Source organism: Gordonia sp. IITR100, assembly GCF_002009645.1.
GTDB classification, from domain to species: Bacteria; Actinomycetota; Actinomycetes; order Mycobacteriales; family Mycobacteriaceae; genus Gordonia; species Gordonia hongkongensis.
The window spans coordinates 68,956-87,067 of record NZ_MVKV01000010.1 but is presented as its reverse complement, the minus strand read 5'-3'; the positions used below and the strand labels follow the sequence as shown (position 1 = coordinate 87,067).

The window sequence follows — 18,112 nt, the reverse complement described above, 5'->3', positions numbered from 1 at the left end:
GGTGGACACACCGGATGACGCGGGTGTGTCCCGACCGCAGTTCGGCACGCCTCGCCTCCGCTGTCTGCTCGCCGCCCTGGCATCGCGCGCGAATGCGGTTGCCGATGTGGACTGGCTGACCGACATCCTGTGGCCCGACGCGCCGCCGGCCACCCCGGAGTCGGCCCTGCACAACCTCGTCTTCCGACTACGAACCACCTTGCGGCGACGTCAGGTCGACGGCCGTCTGCGAGTCGTCACGACCGCGCCCGGGTACACGCTCATCGTCGATCGGACCGATGTCGACGCACTGCTCTTCGACGACACCGTGGCACGGGCCGTCGCCGTCGTCGATGCCGAGCCCCAGCTGGCTGTCGATCTGCTCGACCAGGCCGAGAGTCTGTGGCATGGAACGCCATACGGCGAGTTCGCCGACTGTGCCTGGGCGCAGCCGGAGGTCGGGGCGCTCCTCGAACGGCGTGTCCTGGCCGCGGAGACAGCTGCCGATGCCCTGGTCACCCTCGGCCGTCCGGAAGACGCCTATGTCCGGTTGCTGCCCTTCGTCGATGATCATCCCTATCGCGAGGGGCTCCACCTCCGGGTCATGGCGGCGCTGTGGCGGACGGATCGTGCGGCCGAGGCGCTCGATGCCTACCAACGGTTGCGTCGACGCCTCGCGGAGGATCTCGGCACGGACCCGGCCCCGTCGGTCCGCGAGCTGCATGCCCGCATCCTCGACGGGGACCCGCCGCCGCGCCGCGTCCGCGGGGATCGGCGGCCGGCCGGAACAGTCGCGGTACCACATACCGAAATCGGCGCGGCGAACCATGATTCGGGCCAGCTGATAGGCCGGGATGCCGACCTGACGGGCCTGACGGCAACCGTGCGGGGACGCGGGGTCGTCACGGTCCTCGGCCCCGGTGGTGTCGGCAAGACGGCGCTTGTCCGGCACCATGTCCGGTCGGCGAGTGACCGTCCCGTCTGGTTCGCCGAACTGGCAGCGGTCGCGAGCCGCGACGCGGTGGTGCACCTGGTGGCTTCGGCGACGGGCCTGTCGATGCGTCGCGATGTCGCGGCCCTGGACGCACTCACCGGCGCGCTGACCGGTCGACGCGGACTGCTCGTGCTCGACAATTGTGAGCACGTCCTCGAGGCAGCGGTCGAACTCGTTGTCGCGCTGCAGGATCGGTGCCCCGATATCACGGTGCTCGCGACCTCACGGGTGCCGCTGGGAATTGCCGCCGAACAGATCATCTCCCTCGATCCACTTCCGGTGCCGGACGTGGACGCGGCGCCCGCCGCCATCGAGTCGTCGGATGCCGTCCGGCTGTTCTGTGTCCGTGCCCGGGCACGCGATCCGCGCTTCGAGCTGAACGAAGCAACTGCGCCGGCGATCGCGGAGATCTGCCGACGGCTCGACGGCCTGCCGCTCGGTGTCGAGCTCGCGGCGACGAAGGCGCGGGCGATACCCCCGGCAGTGCTCGTCGACCGACTGCACTGGCGTTTCCGGGTCCTGCGCGGTCCGCGCGGGATCGCGCCCCGGCACCGGAGCCTGCACGCTCTCGTCGACTGGTCCTATGGACTGCTGAGCGACCCGGCGCGTGGTCTGTTCGACGTCCTCAGCATCTTCCCCTCCCGGTTCGGCCTCGACGATGCGGAGTTCCTGGCCGCGGCGACGGGAGTGCTGGACCGCGAAGACGTGGCCGATGCGATGGCCGAACTGGTCGACGCGTGCATGGTGTCGGTCGATCCGGGGGGTTACCTCCTCTTGGAGACGTTGCGTGCCTTCGGTATTGATGCACTGGCAAGTCGGGACGCCCTCGACGGTGCGCGGTGCGCGCACACCGCGTGGGTCGCGGACTGGCTGGGTCCGTTGGGGTGCGAGGTCTACGGTCGCGGACACCTCGACGCCGCGCGCCTGGTCGATGCACGGCTCGACGATGTGCGGCAGGCGATCGATCATGCGAGTGCTCACGACCCCGCTCTCGCCGACACGATCCTGCAGGGGTCGATTCCTTTCCTCGAACTGACCATGAGTCCGGAGGTCACCGCATGGGCGCGGATGCTCATCGACCGTCACGACGACTCGTCGCTCGGGTCCGCGGTGTGGGCGGTGTCGGCCGGCGGCGCCCGCTTCGACGGCGACCTGCCGACCGCGCGGCGGTGCACGCGCCGGGGCCTCGACGCCGGCCCCGACCCGTCGGTCCGCGTCTACCTCCACATGATGCTCGTGGACATCGGGCTGTTCCAGGGGGATCTCGACGCTGCGCTCGACGACGCGCGGACGTTCCGCGAACTCGCACTGGCGGCCGGCATGCCGGGGGCGGCGCACATGGCCGACATCAGTGCACTGCTCATCCGCGCCTACCGCGGCGAGGACGCGTACCCGGCCGCGCGGTCCCTCGAGATCGCCTGTGCCACAGCGGGTGAAGACGTTGTCGCGGCCTGGTGTCGCTATGTGTCCGGCGAGTGTCTGCTCGACGCCGATCCCGGGCGGGCGCGGCAACTCCTCGAGGGTGCCATCGAGTCCGCGCGCCGACACGGTGACCGGTACCTACTGGGGGTGGCGATGGCGTCGCGGGCGTCGATCGAGGCCCGTTCCGGCGCAACCGACGCCGCCGCCCGGTCGTACGTTGAGGTGCTCGAGCATTTTCGGCAAGCGGGAAACTGGACGAATCAGTGGGTGACCCTGCGCTCGGTGATCGACGTCCTGGTCGATCTCGGGCGGTGCGAACAGGCGGCTCTGATCCTCGGTGCCACCCGGCGAGCACACGAGGCGGCCGGGTCCGATCCGTTCGGGAACGACGTCGAGCGACTCGGTTCCGTCGAGAATCGAATCCGAGCAGCGTTGGGCGAGGCGGTGACGGACGATCTCGTCGCGACCGGTGCCGCCACGGCTCCGTCCGACGTCGTCGACATCGCCGTCACCTCGTTGCGCGCCGGGCGCGCACCGACGGGGTCAGGTCGTCAGCTCGTAGAAGCGGAAGAAGCTGAAATCCTCGATGGGTAGGACCGTCACGTCGGCGTAACCCGCGTCGTGCGCGTACCGACGCAGCGTCGACGGTCGGAACACCGTGCCGGTGGCCGCGGACGGTGGTGAACTCATCGAGTCCGGCAGACACACCAGCAACGAGAACCCGTACATGATCTTGTCGAGATCGTCTGCGGGACCGTCGAACTCGTCGGATACGGCTTCATCCATGACGATCAGGGAAGCTCCGGGCGCCAGTGCGCGCCGGACCGCGGCGAGGACCTCGACCGGCCGCGGCATGTCGTGTAGGCACTCGAACGCGAAGGCGGCGTCGAACGGGCCGTGCGCCGCCGCCTCGTCGCCGTCGGCGACGAGGAACGTCACGCGGTCGATGACACCCGCCGACTCGGCATGCGCACGGGCCATCCGTACCGACGCCTCGTCGACGTCGAGCCCGATGAAGGTGGCCTCCGGGTAGGCCCGTGCGAGTGCGATGGTCGAGTGGCCCGCTCCGAACCCGACGTCGGCGATCCGCGCCCCGGGCCGGGACAACCGCTCGTGCAGGGCTTCGACGCCGGCCAGCGCCGGTGCGAGACGCGCGTCGAACCAGGGCCGGTTGAGATCGGCCTGGCACTCCCGTGCGTCGGCGCCCAGGGTCTCCCAGCTGACGCCCCCACCGTTCCGGTAGGCATCGAGCAGCGCAGGGAGATGGCGTGCCGACGCCGCGAACATGCGGGGGAGGGCGCCGAGGTACGACAGGCTCGTGGTGTCGGTGAGTACCTCGGCGACGCCCGGCGAGATCGCGAAGGTGTGCGGGCGGGTGGTCAGGTTCGCGTCGAGAATGCCGAAGGCGCTCTGCATCTCCAGCCATTCCCGGGCATAGCGTGCGTTGGTGTCGGTTCGTTCGGCCAACCCGTCGGCGGTGAGGGGTCCCGATTCGGCCAGGCATCGGTACCACCCGAGGCGCTCGCCGAGGTACACGCTCATGGTCTCGGCGGTGGCGAGCGTCGAACCGAAGAGTCGTTCGGCGAACTCGTCGGCGCTCGGTGCTGGTCGGTCGGCGGAGGATCTCAGTGTTTCGGTCATGCCCAGATCATCGGGCCGTGGGCTCTCAAGTCACTCTCATCGTGATCTCGGAGTTCTTCACCCCGTGGCGGTGGGACGCGCTCGTCGCCGTGGCGACGACGTGGGTCACAACGTTCGACGACCCCGGGTCCGAAGACCCTGCTTGGGTAACCTGAGCGCCGTGGGCGACCAGACTTGCCGATGCGGCCACGACCGATCGGCTCACGAGCACTACCGGACGGGTACGGATTGCGCGCTCTGCGGCGAGCGGTCCTGCCCGCGGTTCCGTCCGGACTCCCGGCTTCGTCGGCTACTCGGCGCGTTGCCGGGCCGACGGGGAAACGGCGGCTCCGCCGTCTGACCCGCAGTGCGATCAGCAGGCCCGCCCCGCGAGCACGACGTCGGTTCCCGCATCTGGGTCCCAGCGTCGCAGTGCGGTGAACTCGCCGACGATCTCGGCGCGGATGTCGAGGATGTCGAAGGCGCGGACGAGCTGTTCGGCGTCCATCCGCCGCGCGAGGGTGACGTGCGGGGTCCACTGCCCGGGAACGGTGTGCGCGAACGGCATTCGGCGACCATCGGTCGAGGCTGTCGCCGTGTCGGCCGGCTCGGGGTCGACGAACTCGGCGGATAGCCGCGAGACCTGGGCGTGGACCGACAGTAGTTCGCTCGACGGCACCACGAGCCGCGCGAGCGTGGATCGTCGACCGCCGCCGAAGACGATCGGAGCGCCGAGCCGCATCCCCACCGGCAGGCGCATGGCGACCGCGGCCAGTGCCGCATCGGCGTTCCCGTCGATCCGGGACGCGGCCACCAGCGTCACGTGGGGCCGATTCGTCGGCGACGCGACGCGACCCTGATGGGGGAGTCCGGCTGCGGCGAGGGCGTCCCATTCGGCCCGAACCTGCTGGTCGGACGAGTCGTCGAGGAGGAGTTCGAGTGAGTGCGCCACGTGGGGATCGTCTCATCTCCCGTCGGGCCGCACGTCCTGGCGGCCTCGTGAGACGAGCCATTTGCCCAGCACAATGCCGCTGGAGTAGGCTTCTACACGCGCGTGTGCCCGATGACGCGCGGTTCGCACCTGCCCTGACCGGTGACAGGCCGGTCCAGGTGGTGTCGATCAACAGAGCTTTGCAGAATCGTACCTACTACACACCTGTCCGGAGCAACTCAACATATGTCGTCCCCCACGATCACCTCGCCGCAAGTAGCCGTCAATGACATCGGCACTGCCGAGGACTTTCTCGCCGCCATCGACTCCACGATCAAGTACTTCAACGATGGCGACATCGTGGAAGGCACCATCGTCAAGGTCGACCGGGACGAGGTTCTGCTCGACATCGGTTACAAGACCGAAGGCGTCATCCCTTCTCGCGAACTGTCGATCAAGCACGACGTCGACCCCAATGAGGTCGTCAACGTCGGTGACGAGGTCGAAGCCCTGGTCCTCACCAAGGAGGACAAAGAAGGCCGTCTGATCCTCTCCAAGAAGCGTGCGCAGTACGAGCGGGCTTGGGGCACCATCGAGGAGCTCAAGGAGAAGGACGAGGCCGTCAAGGGCACCGTCATCGAGGTCGTCAAGGGCGGCCTGATCCTGGACATCGGCCTGCGCGGCTTCCTCCCGGCATCGCTCGTGGAGATGCGCCGCGTCCGCGATCTGCAGCCGTACATCGGCAAGGAGATCGAGGCCAAGATCATCGAACTCGACAAGAACCGCAACAACGTGGTCCTGTCGCGCCGCGCATGGCTCGAGCAGACCCAGTCCGAGGTCCGCAGCGAGTTCCTGCACCAGCTGCAGAAGGGCCAGGTCCGCAAGGGCGTCGTGTCCTCGATCGTCAACTTCGGTGCGTTCGTCGATCTCGGCGGCGTCGACGGTCTGGTCCACGTCTCCGAGCTGTCCTGGAAGCACATCGATCACCCGTCCGAGGTCGTCGCCGTCGGCGACGAGGTCACCGTCGAGGTCCTCGACGTCGATCTGGACCGCGAGCGTGTGTCGCTGTCGCTCAAGGCAACTCAGGAAGATCCCTGGCGCCAGTTCGCCCGCACCCACGCCATCGGCCAGATCGTGCCGGGCAAGGTCACCAAGCTGGTGCCGTTCGGTGCGTTCGTCCGGGTCGACGAGGGCATCGAGGGTCTGGTCCACATCTCCGAGCTGGCCGAGCGCCACGTCGAGGTGCCGGATCAGGTCGTCGCCGTCGGTGACGACGCGATGGTCAAGGTCATCGACATCGACCTGGAGCGTCGTCGGATCTCGCTGAGCCTGAAGCAGGCCAACGAGGACTACACCGAGGAGTTCGACCCCTCGAAGTACGGCATGGCCGACAGCTACGACGAGCAGGGCAACTACATCTTCCCCGAGGGCTTCGACGCCGAGACCAACGAATGGCTCGAAGGCTTCGAGAAGCAGCGTGAGGCATGGGAGGCCCGGTACGCCGAGGCCGAGCGTCGCCACAAGATGCACACCGCCCAGATGGAGAAGTTCGCCGCTGCTGCCGCAGAGGCCGCCAACGCCCCGACCGACTACTCGTCGGCGTCGGAGAGCCGCGGCGGATCGTCGTCGAGCAGCAGCTCGACCGGCGGATCGTCGGCCGGCGGTTCGCTGGCCAGCGACGAGCAGCTCGCCGCACTGCGTGAGAAGCTGTCGGGCAACGCCTGACACGCCTCGCTCACCGAGCACGATGAAGAAGCCCTCCCGGGAGACCGGGAGGGCTTCTCTCGTCTGGTGCCGACGGTCAGTCGGGCGCCCCGGTGCGACGCCGAGCACTCCAGTAGTCCCGGGCGTCGAAGGTTGTTAGTGCCGCCCACCGCAGCGGCATCCGGCGCGGTGGTCCATCCGGGTGGTCCGCGTCACCGGTGACTCCGCTGAGCCGTGCTTCGAAGTCGCGTAGGCGGAGGGCCAGCGAGGGCACTCGATCGACGGCCGCGGCGAGGGCATAGAGCGTGGCGAGGATGTGCAGGCACCGGTCGCCGCGGGCGCGGCAGGAGCAGTCGGCGACGTCGAGAACCGGTGACGACCACGACGCCGCTTCGATGAGGCGACGGTGCATGTCGTCGGTCGGTTCGGTGGACTCGTCCAGCACCTCCCGCAGCGTCGTCGCGTTCGCCGGGGACATGGCATCGAACTCGAGATGTGCCATCGACGCCTCGCCGCCACGCTGCACCAGGCCGCTGACCGAACGTCCGTCGACGGTGAGCGTGACGCCGCCGTTGCGGGCGACACTGCGGGCTCGTGGTGCCGAGGCGTTGGGACCACGCGCCGAGATCGGCTCGGCGAGCCGGACGATCTCGGCGCCCCAGCGGGTGAACCCGAATTCGGCAGGTGAGCTGGTCATCGCGCCTCCCGGTGACGCCGCAGGATGTCCATCAACCGCTCGTCGTCGAGGCCGGTCAGCTCGGTGAGGGCGGACGTGTCGTCCGCGTGCGCGCCGAGCGCGGACTTGCGCCGGTGCAGGCGATCGATGTGCTCTTCGAGGGAGGTGGCCGAGGTGAGGGTGGTGATCGTGACGGGACGTTTCTGGCCGATTCGGTGCACCCGGTCGGACGCCTGGGCCTCGACCGCCGGGTTCCACCAGCGGTCGAAGTGGATGACGTCGCAGGCGCGCGTGAGGGTGAGCCCGACGCCGCCGGCTTTGGGGCTCATGACCATCAGCCCGGGGCCTTCGCCCGCCTGGAAGGCGGCGACGAGTTCGTCGCGACGGCTCGCCGAGAGACCGCCGTGGAAGAACGGTGCCTCGACCGCCAGTTGTTCGGCGAAGTGCCGGACGAGGAGTTCACCGGTTTCCCGGTACTGGGTGAAGACGAGCGTGGGGGAGCCGGTACGCAGGTTGTCACCGAGGATCTCTGTGCACACGTCGAGCTTGCCCGAGCGTCCCGCGAGCACCCGGGTGTCGCCGGTGACGAGGCCGGGATGGTTGCAGATCTGCTTGAGCCGGGTGAGTGTGGCGAGAATCCGTCCGTGTCGTTCGAATCCGTCGCCGAAGCCGGTGTCTTCCACGCGCGCGAGGTGAGCGTCGTAGAGCTGCGCCTGTTCGTCGGTGAGATCGACGAGCACCGGATTGCCGATCTTCGGCGGCAGCGCCGAGGCCACACGGGATTTGGTGCGCGCCAACATCACCGGCGCGACCGCCACCCGAAGTCGTCGCAGCGCGCCGGCGTCGCCGTCGTCCACGGCTTTGGTGAAGCGCCGCCGGAACACCGCCCGGTGAGGAAACAGTGCGGGCGCGACGACCCGGAGAATCGCCCAGAGGTCGTCGAGACTGTTCTCGATGGGAGTGCCGGTCAACGCGACGTGAGCCCGGGCGCCGACGGTGCGCGCCGCGCGTGACACCTGGGTGCGCGGGTTCTTCAGGGCCTGCGCCTCGTCGAACACGGCTGTGGCCCAGTCGAATCGACGGACGTCGGCGATGCTCAGTCGCAGTCTCGCGTAGGAGATCACGGTGATCGAACCGGGCCCGTCCGGCGCATGGTCGAGGGGGCCGGTGTACACGTTCAGATCAGGCGCGAAGCGGGCCACCTCGTGACTCCAATTGGTCACGAGGCTGGTCGGGCAGACGACCAGCTGTGGTCCCTCGTGCGCCCGAAGCGTCAGCAGTCCGATCGCCTGGACGGTCTTGCCCAGTCCCATCTCGTCGGCCAGCACGGCACCGCCGGTGACCTCCACGGTGCGGGCCAGCCAGGCGATACCGCGAATCTGATACGGCCGCAGGTGGGCTCGCAGAGTGTCTCGCAGTATGTCCTCGGCGGCGAGAGACTCCTGCAGCGCTGTACGGGCGAAGTCCGCAGTCGTCACCGCCGTCCCGGTGGGATCGATCTCGGCGTGTGCGGCGAGCGGCAGCGGTGTCGCGGAGTCGCCGGCGAGTGTGCGTCGCCACGCTTCGACCGACTCCGCGACTCGGCTCGGATCACCCTGGTCGCACGCGGCCAGGAGTGCCGGGGGATCGACGAGTTCGCAGCGGACGTCGCGAACGACGAGGTCGCGGCCGTCCGGGACCGCGAGACGGCAGGTGTCCGACAGGTTTCCGGCATCGGACTGGTGGGAAGACCAGAGCGCGAACTGGTGCAGGTCCGGCAGATAGGTGGCCTGAGTGGGCAGTGGACGCTCCTCTTGGTACGGTGTACGGGGTTATGACTCAGTACACCGTACGGGAAAGGCGTCGCCGTGTCGACCGCAGATGATGCACGCACGCTGGTCCGACTGCTCTGGCGGGCCGAGGCCGGAGATGGCGGTCCGCGGCGGGGGCCGCGGCAGCGGGTGTCGGTCGACGACATCGTGACGGCGGCGATCGACCTCGCGGACGAGCGCGGGCTCGGTGCCGTCTCGATGCGCGCCCTGGCCGCCGAACTCGGCGTCGGGCCGATGAGTCTGTACACCTACGTGCCGACGCGTGACGTGCTGGTGGCGCTCATGATCGATCACGTGACAGCACGGACTCCGATGCCCGGGCCGGCACCGACCGTCGTCGAGTCCCTGGCGGGAGTCGCGCGCGCACTGCGTGCCGAGTGTCTCGACCACCCATGGCTGCTGGCGGCCTCGCCGTGGCGCCAGGTGCTGGGCCCGCACCGCCTGGCCCGGTACGAGCGGCAGCTCGAACTGCTCGAGGCGACCGACATCTCGGATGTCCAGCGAGACCACATCATCGCACTGCTCGGTGCCTTCGTGGCCGGCAACGCCCGCGAGGCGGTCGGGGAGCGGACGGCCGCCGAGGAATCCGGGATGAGCGACGCGCGATGGTGGGAGATCGTCGGTCCTGAACTCGCGGCGGTCATCCCCGATGGTGCGTACCCCCTGTCGGATCGGGTCGGCAGTGCGGTCGGAGAGATCCATCAGGCGCCCGGCGCCCCCGATGACGCCTTCGAATTCGGACTCGCCCGCGTGCTCGACGGGTTGCGGCCGTTGCTGGCCTGATGCCGGGGTGTTCGCGAGGAGCGGCCGTTGCGGGCCACCATCATCCCATGCGTTGTTGACAATGATTTTCATATCCATGTTCACTGTTCGGGTGTTTGCACAACGGACAAAACTGACCCGCTCTCTCGCGTTTCTCACCGCCGCGTCGTTCGCGCTCGTCGCCTGCGGGAGCGAGGATTCGAGCGAATCCGCGCCCGCCTCCAGCTCGGCCGCGGCCGTCGAGCAGCAGAGCGCCACGCCGCGCCTCGCGCTCAGCTACGACGGCGGCATCCTGGTCCTCGACGCGGAGTCGTTGGAGCAGGTCGCCGACCTCCCGATCGACGGCTTCATCCGACTCAACAGCGCCGACAACGGCCGTAATGTGTTCGTCTCGGAGTCGGACGGGTTCCGGGTTCTCGACATGGGTACCTGGACGCGTCAACACGGCGACCATGGTCACTACTACACGACGACACCGGCCCTCACCGACATGACGTTCGGCGGTGAAGAGCCGGGACACGTTGTGCCACACGACTCCCGGATCGCCCTCTTCACCGACGGCACGGGCCAGGTCGACATCGTCGAGCCCGCCGAGCTCCTGCGCGGGAACCCGGCGTCGACCTCGTTCACACTTCCCGAGCCGCACCACGGGGTCGCGGTGTTCCGTGAGGACGGCACGGTCGTCGTCACCGCCGGAAACGAGGAGTCGCGCAGCGGCATCGCGATCCTCGACCCGGAGCGCAAGGAGATCGTGCGCAACGACCAGTGCCCGGGTGTGCATGGCGAGGCCGCCGGCGCCGGCGGAGTGCTCGCTTTCGGTTGCGAGGACGGACTGCTCATCGTGAACGGGAACGACATCCGCAAGGTCGAGAGCCCCGACGAGTACGGCCGCATCGGCAACCAGGCCGGCAGCGAGGAGTCCCCGATCATCCTCGGCGACTACAAGTCCGATCCGGACGCCGAACTCGAACGGCCGACCCGGTTCTCGCTCACCGACACCCGCACCGGCCAGCTCCGGCTCGTCGACCTCGGCACCTCCTACAGCTTCCGGTCCATCGAGCGCGGTCCCGGCGGGTCCGCCGTGATCCTGGGAACCGACGGTGCCCTACACGTCTTCGACGCCGACACGGCGGCCAAGACCGCCACGATCCCCGCCATCGGCGCGTGGACCGAACCCGACGAGTGGCAGTCCCCGATGCCGAACGTCGTGGTGCAGGAGGGCATCGCCTACGTCAGCGACCCGGCTGCCAAGAAGATCGTCGCCGTCGATCTGAACAAGAACGAGAAGGTCGGCGAGGCGGACCTGCCGCACGAGACCATCGAACTGGCGGCCGTCACCGGCTGATACCACAACCCGAGGAGACCTCGTCTCGACGTCGTGACCAGCTGAGGGTCATCGCGCGAGACGGGGTCTCTGGTTCTCGGCGGGGCCCTTCCAACGTGTCGCAGACGGAATTTGTCACACTGGTGGGCGTGATCAGGCTTGGGCTGACCGGTGGCATCGGGGCCGGCAAATCGACTGTGGCAAAGACGTTCGTCGAGCGGGGCGCGTACATCATCGACGCGGACAAGGTCGCCCGGGAGGTGGTCGAGCCGGGATCCGAGGGTCTGGCTGCGCTCGTCGAGGCGTTCGGTCCGGACATCCTGGCCGCCGACGGGAGTCTCGATCGTCCGGCTCTCGCGGCGAAGGCCTTCGTCGACGACGAGTCGCGGCTGACGCTCAACGGCATCACCCACCCGCTCATCGGTGCGCGGACCCAGGCCATGCTCGACGACGCACCGGCCGACGCAATTGTGGTGCAAGACATCCCGCTGCTGGTCGAGAACCACACGGCGCCGTTCTTCCATCTGGTCGTGATCGTGTTCGCCGAGGCCGACGTGCGGTTGCACCGGCTGACCACCATGCGGGGTGTCGCCGAGGCCGATGCCCGTGCCCGCATCGCCGCGCAGGCGACCGACGAGCAGCGTCGTGCCGTGGCCGACGTATGGCTGGACAACTCGGGCGCCCCCGAGGAACTGGCGGCATCGGCCGCCCGGGTCTGGGACGAGCGCCTCGTGCCGCTCGAGCTGAACGTCCGCGAGCGTCGCGTCGCCGAGTCGGTGCCCGGGCTCGTGGCAGCAGAACCGAATCCCGATGGTCCGTCCGCGCGTCTGGTGAACCGATTGTGGGCGCTCGCCGGCGAACTGGCCACCGCGGTCGACATCGTCAACCCGGCGACGGTCGAGTTGCGGGTGACCGCACGTGACGCCGGCGCCGCGGAGGGCTTGGCGGATCGTCTCGCCGACGGTGGATTCGCACCGGCCGGACCGGATCAGTACGGGTCCTGTGACCCGGGGCGGCCGGCCGCGGTGCGGGTCGTGACACGCTGACCGGCGGTTGGCACAAAAACTGACTACAAACGTTGCCAAAATTGGCACATGCTGCCCCGTCCGCTGCTAACTTGTGAGTCGCACGCCCCCGCGGTGGGGGTGGTCGCTGAGGACGAAGCCCAGGAGTGGAGTACAGCATGGTCGGTCGGGGAAGTCGGAGTCGCGCGCGGATTGCCAGTGGCGCAATAGCTTTCGGTGCAGTTGCGTGCGCAAGCGTGGCGCTGGCCGCGCCGGCGGAGGCGGCGCTGCAGGGCATCGCGGTGGACACTCTTCCGGGTTACGGCTCGTCGGCCAACGGCTCGTTCAACTACGGGGTGTACGGCGCGGGATGTTCCTACACACTGTCGGTTCTCGTCAGCGATCCGCGTTCGGCGAAGTCGAATCTGAAGGTCACCCTGGTGGGCGCCGGGCGCTCGGTCACGATCTACGACCAGAAGCCCACGAGTGTCGAGATCCGGCCCAAGTGGCGGCCGTCGACCCCGGGCCGCTACCTGCTGAAGGCGACCCTCGACGGAGTCGAGAAGTCGAGGGCGGTCACGGTGGGCACCGGCGTCCAGCTCCCCGACTTCATCCGTAACGGATCCTGTTTCGTGCTGCCGACGTACTGATCTACCGGGCCTCGCCCTGGCGACGGTGGTCGTGGTCGCGAAAGGCCACCGCGCCACCCGCCGCGGCGTCGAGCCAGGCCTGTATGTCGTTGCCGTGTTCCGCCGCACCGACGAGTGCACGCGTGGCGATCCCGACGGCTTCGACGCACTGCGCGGTGTCGAGCAGTCCCTCACGGTGGGCCTCGAGCAGCTCGTCGGTGTCGAGCAGCAGGGGAGGGGTGCCCGGCACGTCGACGAGATCGAGGTACCAGTCCTCGGCATGCCACCGGCCGTCGTCGTCGGGGCCGGCGAACCGGCCGACATCCAGGTACAGGCGCTGCCCTTCACGGTAGCCGCCCTGGTAGTGGAAGATGTTGGCGCGCAACCCCAAGGCGGGTAGCAGCCATGACTCCAGGTGGTCGAATCTGGGGTGCCCGGGAGCGTGGCGCGACATGTACAGCCCGAAGTCGGTGACGCGATACTCCTCGACCTCCCGAACGAATCCCTTGTTGTCGGTGTTCGTCATCGCCGGGACGTCGAAAGTCTCGCGTTTGGGCGGGTGCAGCGGGTGCGGTGCTGACCCTGACCCGGGGTCGGCGGTGCGCCCGCCATCGCTCGTCATGCTCTGAATCTAGACAGCCTCACCGACGATCTCAGGGTGAAAGCCCGAGTTCTCACCGATGCGTCCGACCGCCAATTCGCGGGATGGTCGGAACATGAGGACTTTCGTCGCCGAACGGGGCCGTGGAGTGGCCCGCGAACGAATCACAGCGCGGCCGACCGTCAAGTGCGCACGGCACCTGCTGCTGTGGATACATGTGCTCTCGTCGGTCTGTTGGATGAGCCAGGCGCTCGCGATGGCGGTTCTTATGCTGAGTCCCGGGGACGGGGGCGCGGTCGCCGCACACGTCCTCGACACCACGGTCCTGGTGGTCTCTGCCAATGTGTCCGCGATGTCGGGATTCCTGCTGTCCGCGACGACGCCGTGGGGCTTCTTCCTCCACTGGTGGGTCCTCGTGAAGTTCGCGATCACGGTCATCCAGCTCGTCGTCGGGATCGCGGTGCTCTCACCAGCTCTCGACTCGGCGGCGCGCGCCCGCGAAGTCGCGTCGGCCGGCCTGCTCGCGTCGACGGTCCTGATGGCCACGTTGATCGCGTTCCAGGGCTGGCTGTCGATCGCGAAACCGTGGTCGCGCGTGCCGCGCCGGTCCCGCGGCAAGGCGCCGGTTCCGGGCCCGGCGGTCCGGGTCGCGGCGCCCGTCGCGGTCCTCGCCGACGTCGGGGTGTTCGTCGTCGTCGGCCAGCCGATCCCGCTGTGCTCGGCGCTCGTGCTCGTCGCCGCGCTCGTCGGACGCCGGTCCGCGGGAACATCGATGTCATAGGTCGCGTTTACCCTGGCACTATGGCTTTTGCAGCAGAACGCCCCGTCATCGCGCACTCGGAGTTCCGGCCGGTCGGCGAGATCGAGCGGACCGATGCCCGCCTGCAGGTCGTCAGCGAGTACGAACCGGCCGGCGACCAGCCCGCCGCCATCGAAGACCTCACCCGCCGGATCAAGGCCGGGGAGAAGGACATCGTCCTCCTCGGCGCGACCGGCACCGGAAAGTCGGCGACCACGGCCTGGCTCATCGAGCAGGTGCAGCGCCCGACGCTCGTGATGGCGCCGAACAAGACGCTCGCGGCGCAGCTCGCGAACGAACTGCGCGAGATGCTGCCCAACAACGCGGTCGAGTACTTCGTCTCGTACTACGACTACTACCAACCAGAGGCGTACATCGCGCAGACCGACACCTACATCGAGAAGGACTCGTCGATCAACGACGACGTCGAGCGTCTACGTCACTCGGCGACGTCGAGCCTGCTGTCGCGACGCGACGTGGTCGTCGTCGCCTCGGTGTCCTGCATCTACGGCCTCGGTACGCCGCAGTCCTATCTCGACCGGTCCGTCGAGATCGAGGTCGGTCAGGAGATCGATCGCGACGCCCTGCTGCGTCTGCTCGTCGACGTCCAGTACACGCGCAACGACATGTCGTTCACCCGCGGCAGCTTCCGGGTGCGCGGAGACACGGTCGAGATCATCCCGTCCTATGAGGAACTGGCTGTGCGCATCGAGTTCTTCGGCGACGAGGTCGAGTCGCTGTACTTCCTGCATCCGCTGACCGGTGACGTCGTGCGCCAGGTCGACTCGCTGCGCATCTTCCCGGCCACCCATTATGTTGCCGGGCCCGAGCGTATGGAGAAGGCGATGGCGAGCATCGAGCGCGAGCTCGAGGAACGACTCGCCGAGCTGGAGGGCAAGGGCAAGCTGCTGGAGGCCCAGCGTCTGCGCATGCGCACCACCTACGACCTGGAGATGATGCGTCAGGTCGGGTTCTGCTCGGGCATCGAGAACTACTCGCGCCACATCGACGGCCGAGCCGCGGGGAGCGCGCCGGCCACGCTCATCGACTACTTCCCGGACGACTTCCTCCTCGTCATCGACGAGTCGCACGTGACGGTGCCCCAGATCGGCGGCATGTACGAAGGCGACATGTCGCGCAAGCGCAACCTCGTCGAGTACGGATTCCGGTTGCCTTCGGCGGTCGACAACCGACCGCTCACATGGGATGAGTTCGTCGACCGCATCGGACAGACCGTCTATCTGTCCGCGACTCCCGGGCCGTACGAACTGGGCCAGTCCAACGGCGAGTTCGTCGAACAGGTGATCCGTCCGACGGGGCTCGTGGACCCGCAGGTCGTGGTGAAACCCACCAAGGGCCAGATCGACGATCTGGTCCATGAGATCCGTGAGCGAACCGATCGCGACGAGCGCGTCCTGGTGACCACCCTGACCAAGAAGATGGCCGAGGATCTCACCGATTACCTGCTCGAACTCGGTATCCGCGTCCGGTACCTGCACTCGGAGGTCGACACCCTGCGTCGTGTCGAACTGCTCCGCCAGCTGCGGTCCGGTGATTACGACGTCCTGGTGGGCATCAACCTGCTCCGCGAGGGTCTCGACCTGCCCGAGGTCTCGCTCGTCGCGATTCTCGACGCCGACAAAGAGGGCTTCCTGCGGAGCACCACGTCGCTCATCCAGACGATCGGTCGCGCGGCCCGCAACGTGTCCGGCGAGGTCCACATGTATGCGGACAAGATCACCGATTCGATGCGCAACGCCATCGACGAGACCGAGCGGCGTCGCGAGAAGCAGATCGCGTACAACAAGGCGAACGGCATCGATCCGAAGCCGCTGCGCAAGAAGATCGCCGACATCCTGGACCAGGTCTACAAGGAAGCCGAAGACGAGGCCGTGGCGGTCGGCGGTTCCGGACGCAACTCCAGCCGCGGACGCCGCGCACAGGGTGAGGTGTCGAAAGCCGGAAGTTCGGGGGTCATCGAGAAGCGTGACGTGTCGATGATGCCCCGCGCCGAGCTCGCCGACCTCGTGTCCCAACTCACCGACCAGATGATGAGTGCCGCTCGGGATCTGCAGTTCGAACTCGCCGGACGACTCCGCGACGAGATCGCCGATCTGAAGAAGGAGATGCGAGGGATGGACGCGGCCGGGATCAAGTGACGGCTTCGGGGTGGCAGCGTCGGGTTCACGATGTGCCGATCACCACGAACGGGGGACAGACGTGCCCGTGGCACACTAATGTCCCCGTGCAGGACCCCTGCATTGTGGGTATACGCGATGACGCCTCGCTGATGGGCAGCGAGGCGAATTCATGTCGAGAGGTTGGGATGAGCTCTTACGAAACCGTCGTCGTCGGAACGGACGGCTCCGAGTCGTCGATGAAGGCTGTGGAGCGTGCGGGTGCACTCGCGGGCGACGCTCAGTTGGTGATCGCGTGCGCGTACTTCCCGAACGAGCGCGGAGCCGGAGACGCCGCGGATGTCCTGAAAGACGAGGCGTACCAGGTCACCGGATCGACGCCGACCGAGGAGATCCTGCGAACCGCGAAGGAACGGGCCACCAAGGCCGGTGCGTCGAACGTGGTGCAGCGCCCGGTCAAGGGTGCTCCGGTCGACGCGCTCCTGCAGTTGGTGAGCGACGTCAAGGCCGATCTTCTCGTCGTGGGCAATCGCGGCCTGAATTCGATCGCCGGCCGGCTCCTCGGATCGGTCCCCGCCGATGTGGCCCGCAAGTCGGCGTGCGACGTGCTGATCGTCCACACCACCGGATAGTCGACGAAGGGTGTCCCACCGGTGCGTTCGCACCGATGGGGTCCCGCTCAGATGTCCCCGTCTGCGCGGACGCCCGGAAATGCTCCGGCACGTCCGAGGAGTGCGGGGACATTCTTGTCGAGGGCCCGGCCCAGCCACGCGGCGGTGTCGATCAGCCCCTGCATGTCGACACCCGTGATGACCTCGGACCGATCGAGTGCGTAGACGAGATCCTCAGACGCGATGTTGCCGGTCGCCGCGGGCGCGAACGGACACCCACCGAATCCGCCGACACTGGCGTCGATGGCGCCGGCACCCGAATCGAGCGCGGTGAGAGCATTCGCGTAGCCGGTGTTCCGCGTGTTGTGGAAGTGCCAGCGCTGTGGAATACCGGGCGCACTATCCGTCGTGCGGGCGGCGAGATCGCGGACCTGCGCCGGGACCCCGACGCCGATCGTGTCGGCGAGAGCGATCTCGTCCGGGGCGGCCTGATCGGTCAACCGCGCCACGATGTCGGAGATCCGGCGCGGGTCGACCTCGCCCGTGAACGGGCAGCCGAACGCGACCGCGATGGTCACCGTCGTCGCGAGGCCGGCCGCACGCGCGTCGCGCACCACGTCGACGGCCGCGGAAACGGTGTCCTCGACGCTGCAGCCCTGATTACGGCGGCTGAACGCCTCGGTGGCCACGACGACCGCGTTCACCTCGTCGACCGCGGAGGCGAGAGCGCGGTCGAGACCACGACGATTCAGGACGAGCCCGATATAGGAGACACCGTCCACGCGGGGCACCCCGGCCATGACCTCCTCGGCGCCGGCCATCTGCGGTACGCGTTTGGGGTTCACGAAACTCACCGCCTCGATCCGGCGCAAGCCGGCGTCGACCGCCCGGGCGATGAGCTCGACCTTCTCCTCGACGGAGAGCAGGGTCTGCTCGTTCTGCAACCCGTCCCGCGGGCCCACCTCGATCAACTGCACGTCTGACACCAGTCCGATCTTGCCTTGTCCGGCGCAGCGACTCCATCGATCGAGGCCCCCTCGCTTCGCTCCCGGCGCCGGTGTCCGTTCGGCCCGCTCGCTTCGCTCCCGGCGCCGGTGTCCATTCGGC

Annotated in this window: 16 protein-coding genes; 10 read left to right on the top strand and 6 right to left on the bottom strand. The window is 68.2% G+C overall.

Annotated elements, in window-relative coordinates; genetic code table 11:
- The first annotated feature begins 1 nt into the window (after nt 1).
- A complete protein-coding gene (locus B1818_RS14970) occupies nt 2–2,989 on the top strand; it encodes a BTAD domain-containing putative transcriptional regulator (RefSeq protein ID WP_254859697.1) in 2,988 nt (995 codons plus the stop codon).
- Here B1818_RS14970 and B1818_RS14965 read toward each other — a convergent pair.
- Nucleotides 2,939–4,036 (bottom strand): trans-aconitate 2-methyltransferase, encoded by a 1,098-nt coding sequence (locus B1818_RS14965; protein WP_078113171.1) that lies wholly within the window; start codon nt 4,034–4,036, stop codon nt 2,939–2,941. The two genes, B1818_RS14970 and B1818_RS14965, sit on opposite strands and share 51 nt — an antisense overlap.
- 17 nt (nt 4,037–4,053) lie before the next feature.
- Here B1818_RS14965 and B1818_RS24200 point away from each other — a divergent pair, with 17 nt between their 5' ends.
- Entirely contained in the window at nt 4,054–4,191 is a 138-nt protein-coding gene (locus tag B1818_RS24200) for a hypothetical protein (RefSeq protein WP_176455928.1), read from the top strand.
- Between the two features lie 197 nt (nt 4,192–4,388).
- Here the strand turns inward: B1818_RS24200 and B1818_RS14960 are convergent, their stop codons facing one another.
- Nucleotides 4,389–4,967: a 2'-5' RNA ligase family protein gene (locus tag B1818_RS14960; RefSeq protein WP_078113170.1), complete on the bottom strand. Its 579-nt coding sequence runs from the start codon at nt 4,965–4,967 to the stop codon at nt 4,389–4,391.
- Between the two features lie 225 nt (nt 4,968–5,192).
- On the opposite strand from B1818_RS14960, the gene rpsA reads away from it, so the two are divergent.
- A complete protein-coding gene (gene rpsA / locus B1818_RS14955; RefSeq protein ID WP_058251851.1) occupies nt 5,193–6,671 on the top strand; it encodes a 30S ribosomal protein S1 in 1,479 nt (492 codons plus the stop codon).
- Nucleotides 6,672–6,747: 76 nt separating this feature from the next.
- Here rpsA and B1818_RS14950 read toward each other — a convergent pair whose 3' ends face one another.
- Both B1818_RS14950 and B1818_RS14945 read right to left on the bottom strand, forming a co-directional pair.
- A complete protein-coding gene (locus tag B1818_RS14950; protein WP_078113169.1) occupies nt 6,748–7,347 on the bottom strand; it encodes an SWIM zinc finger family protein in 600 nt (199 codons plus the stop codon).
- Nucleotides 7,344–8,804 (bottom strand): DEAD/DEAH box helicase, encoded by a 1,461-nt coding sequence (locus tag B1818_RS14945; RefSeq protein ID WP_323055847.1) that lies wholly within the window; start codon nt 8,802–8,804, stop codon nt 7,344–7,346. The genes B1818_RS14950 and B1818_RS14945 overlap by 4 nt, the downstream gene beginning before the upstream one ends.
- 369 nt (nt 8,805–9,173) lie before the next feature.
- Between B1818_RS14945 and B1818_RS14935 the strand changes: the two genes are divergently transcribed.
- The 4 genes from B1818_RS14935 to B1818_RS14920 all read left to right on the top strand — a co-directional run bounded on the left by B1818_RS14935 (nt 9,174) and on the right by B1818_RS14920 (nt 12,877).
- Nucleotides 9,174–9,920 carry a TetR/AcrR family transcriptional regulator gene (locus B1818_RS14935; RefSeq protein WP_058251855.1) on the top strand — a complete coding sequence of 249 codons (747 nt, stop codon included), beginning with the start codon at nt 9,174–9,176 and terminating at the stop codon, nt 9,918–9,920.
- Nucleotides 9,921–10,011: 91 nt separating this feature from the next.
- Nucleotides 10,012–11,244 (top strand): zinc metallochaperone AztD, encoded by a 1,233-nt coding sequence (gene aztD, locus B1818_RS14930; protein WP_078113218.1) that lies wholly within the window; start codon nt 10,012–10,014, stop codon nt 11,242–11,244.
- A 128-nt stretch (nt 11,245–11,372) separates the two neighbouring features.
- A complete protein-coding gene (gene coaE, locus B1818_RS14925) occupies nt 11,373–12,269 on the top strand; it encodes a dephospho-CoA kinase (RefSeq protein ID WP_058251879.1) in 897 nt (298 codons plus the stop codon).
- Nucleotides 12,270–12,406: 137 nt separating this feature from the next.
- Nucleotides 12,407–12,877, top strand: a complete 471-nt coding sequence (locus B1818_RS14920) for a hypothetical protein (protein ID WP_058251880.1) — start codon at nt 12,407–12,409, stop codon at nt 12,875–12,877.
- 1 nt (nt 12,878) lies between these two features.
- Here the strand turns inward: B1818_RS14920 and B1818_RS14915 are convergent, their stop codons facing one another.
- A complete protein-coding gene (locus tag B1818_RS14915; RefSeq protein ID WP_058251856.1) occupies nt 12,879–13,478 on the bottom strand; it encodes a DUF402 domain-containing protein in 600 nt (199 codons plus the stop codon).
- Nucleotides 13,479–13,572: 94 nt separating this feature from the next.
- On the opposite strand from B1818_RS14915, the gene B1818_RS14910 reads away from it, so the two are divergent.
- From B1818_RS14910 to B1818_RS14900, 3 genes are all read left to right on the top strand, one after another.
- The gene (locus B1818_RS14910) at nt 13,573–14,238 is read left to right on the top strand and encodes a hypothetical protein (RefSeq protein WP_058251881.1); all 666 of its coding nucleotides are present in this window, start codon (nt 13,573–13,575) and stop codon (nt 14,236–14,238) included.
- A 20-nt stretch (nt 14,239–14,258) separates the two neighbouring features.
- Entirely contained in the window at nt 14,259–16,415 is a 2,157-nt protein-coding gene (gene uvrB, locus B1818_RS14905) for an excinuclease ABC subunit UvrB (RefSeq protein ID WP_058251857.1), read from the top strand.
- A 167-nt stretch (nt 16,416–16,582) separates the two neighbouring features.
- Nucleotides 16,583–17,026: a universal stress protein gene (locus B1818_RS14900; RefSeq protein ID WP_058251858.1), complete on the top strand. Its 444-nt coding sequence runs from the start codon at nt 16,583–16,585 to the stop codon at nt 17,024–17,026.
- 47 nt (nt 17,027–17,073) lie between these two features.
- On the opposite strand, the gene B1818_RS14895 is transcribed toward B1818_RS14900, so the two are convergent.
- Nucleotides 17,074–17,991 carry a hydroxymethylglutaryl-CoA lyase gene (locus tag B1818_RS14895; protein WP_058251859.1) on the bottom strand — a complete coding sequence of 306 codons (918 nt, stop codon included), beginning with the start codon at nt 17,989–17,991 and terminating at the stop codon, nt 17,074–17,076.
- Nucleotides 17,992–18,112: the final 121 nt, after the last annotated feature.